The organism is Binatus sp. (SeqCode), assembly GCF_036522015.1.
Lineage (GTDB): Bacteria > Desulfobacterota > Binatia > Binatales > Binataceae > Binatus.
In genome coordinates, this window is the sequence record NZ_DATDGQ010000217.1 from 1 (window position 1) to 2,458 (window position 2,458).

2 protein-coding genes are annotated in these 2,458 nt (G+C 63.3%); both read left to right on the plus strand.

What is annotated here, in order from left to right; translation table 11 throughout:
* Nucleotides 1-1,749: 1-acyl-sn-glycerol-3-phosphate acyltransferase (locus tag VIW95_RS09430; protein ID WP_331585754.1), on the plus strand; the 1,749-nt coding region annotated here is incomplete at its 5' end.
* Between the two features lie 39 nt (nucleotides 1,750-1,788).
* Nucleotides 1,789-2,325 carry a dual specificity protein phosphatase family protein gene (locus VIW95_RS09435; protein WP_331585756.1) on the plus strand — a complete coding sequence of 179 codons (537 nt, stop codon included), beginning with the start codon at nucleotides 1,789-1,791 and terminating at the stop codon, nucleotides 2,323-2,325.
* Nucleotides 2,326-2,458 lie beyond the last annotated feature (133 nt).

The following is a 2,458-nucleotide window of genomic DNA, read 5'->3' on the forward strand; positions in this document are numbered from 1 at the left end:
TTTTTCAACGACATCGGAATCCCGCTGCTCGAAGGTTACGGTCTGACTGAAGGGGCGCCGGTTCTCGCGGTCGCGCGGCCTGACGAACCGCTGCAAGTCGGCGCCGTAGGAAGGCCGCTGAACGGCGTCGAGATCAAGTTGATGCCCGCGACAGGATCGATCGGCGAGATAGTCGCGCACGGGCCAAACGTGATGGCGGGTTACTATCGCAACGAGGCCGCGACCGCCGAAGTTCTGCGCGACGGTTGGCTTCACACCGGCGATCTCGGGCGCTTCGACAACGATGGGCGCTTGTACGTGGTGGGCCGCGCCAAGGAAGTCATAGTCGACTCCGGCGGCAACAATATTTACATCGAGGAGCTCGAGGAAATTTACGGCCGTTCGGAGTACGTCAAGGAGCTGGCGGTTGTCGGCCTGAAGGTCGGACAGGGCGAGCAGGTCGCAGCGCTGGTAGTTCCGGCTTACGCGCGCGCCGAGAGTCGTCGCGCCGTGGAAGATCGGCTGCGCAGCGACTTCGATAAGGTCGCGCGCGAACTCAGCGCGCACAAACGAATCCGGATTCTCCGCTTCACCGACACCGAATTGCCGCGCACCCGCACTCGCAAGATCAAACGCGCTGATGTCGCCGCGATACTGCGGCGGATGCTCGACGTTCGCGCGCTCGACGCCGACGCCGATAGCACCAACCCGGAGGTCGAGACGTGGCTCGCGGAAGCTCTGGCGTCGGTCAGCACTGAGCCGGTCAACATCGCGCCGGCAACGCGACTGATCGAGGATCTCGGCCTCGACTCGCTCGCGCTGGCCGAAATCGGCGAGTTGATCGGCGAGCGCGCCAGCCGCGAGATTGCGCCGGAGGAAATTGCGGACCTGCGCACCGTCGCGGACTTGCAACTCCTCGCGACCCAGCCGGGCGGCAATGGCCGCCCCCGAATGCCGTCGTACGCAAAGTTCGCCGAACCCTACACCGTGCACCTGCCCTCGCCGCTGAAATGGCTCGGGCGGTTCGCGGTGCGCGGGGCCGAGCGCGCAATTTTCCACGGATGGCTGAAGCCCAAGGTCCTCGGGCGCGGCAATGTCCCGGCCAATCGCAACTTCATCGTCGTCGCGAACCACTCGAGTCATCTCGACTTCAGCCTGGTCGGCTACGCGCTCGGCGCGATTGGCGACGACCTCCGCGTGCTGGCAGCCAAGGATTATTTCTTCAACACGCCGGCGCGCCGTTTTCTCGCGGCCAACTTCACGTCGATGATGCCGTTCGATCGCGAACGCGCGCAGCTCGAATCACTGGAAGACGCGCTCGCCGAACTTGCGCAGGGCCGCAGCGTCCTGATGTTCCCCGAGGGCACGCGCTCGGCGGACGGCGAGATTCACGAATTCAAAAGCGGCGCGGGATTCCTGGCGCTGCGCAGCCGATGCGACGTGCTGCCGGTGCTGATTCGCGGAACTCACGAAGTAATGGGCAAAGGCAGCCTCATCCCGCGGCGTCGTCCGGTGGAAGTCCGCATCGGTCGCGCGATCACGGCGTCGAAGCTTCGCGAACTTGCGGAGAGTTCCGAAGGCGCCGGCGCCTATCGCAAAATCGCCGACCTGATGCGCGTCGCGGTCACCACGCTTTCCGGCTCGCGCTCGAGGTTACCTCGTGGCTCTGACGCATCAACCGCAAGCACCAACGGCGCCGAACCGGTCAAGCATGCGCGCGCGAGGAACGACCGCTCGCCGGAACTTCCTCGAGGTCACGCCAAAGCTTGATGCTGGAATACTTGCTCGCCCGATGGTTACATTTGAATCATGGTTGATTGGTTCAGCAAACGGCCCGAGCATACGCCGCGACCGACTCGCAACGGCAAGCGCCCGTCAGTCAGCGTGATCTCGGATGAGTTGGTAGTCGGCGAATATCCCGGTCAGGCTGATATCGCGTGGCTCAAGGACACTTACGGAATTACCGCGGTGCACAATCTGCAGGACGACGACGATCTGCGCATGAACGGGCTGGATGATCGCGAACTGAGCGCGGAGTACGTTGCGCACGGGATCGACTACGTGCGCACTCCTATTCAGGACGGCAGCGCGGACGCGATGGCCGAGCGGCTCGAAGCTGCGCTGCACGATCTACGCGACCTGGTCGGCTCGGGTTCGCGCGTCTATCTGCATTGCAATGCCGGGATGAATCGTGCCCCGACGCTGGCGATTGCGTTCCTGCGCGCATATCGGCAAATGTCTCTCGAAGAAGCGATGACGCTCGTGAAAAAAAACCGCGCGTGCGGACCGTTCATGACGGTGCTCGAGGAATACTTCGGGCCGCGCGATTACAAGCCGGACAAATGACTTGACCTCATCAGGCGCAGCCGGAAGTTTGCCGCGGATGCTCCCGAGGCAGAAATTTCTCACGGCCTGCGCGTGGGGCGTACATCTATATACCGCTCTCGGCGCGGCGCTCGGCTTGCTTGCGATATTTTTC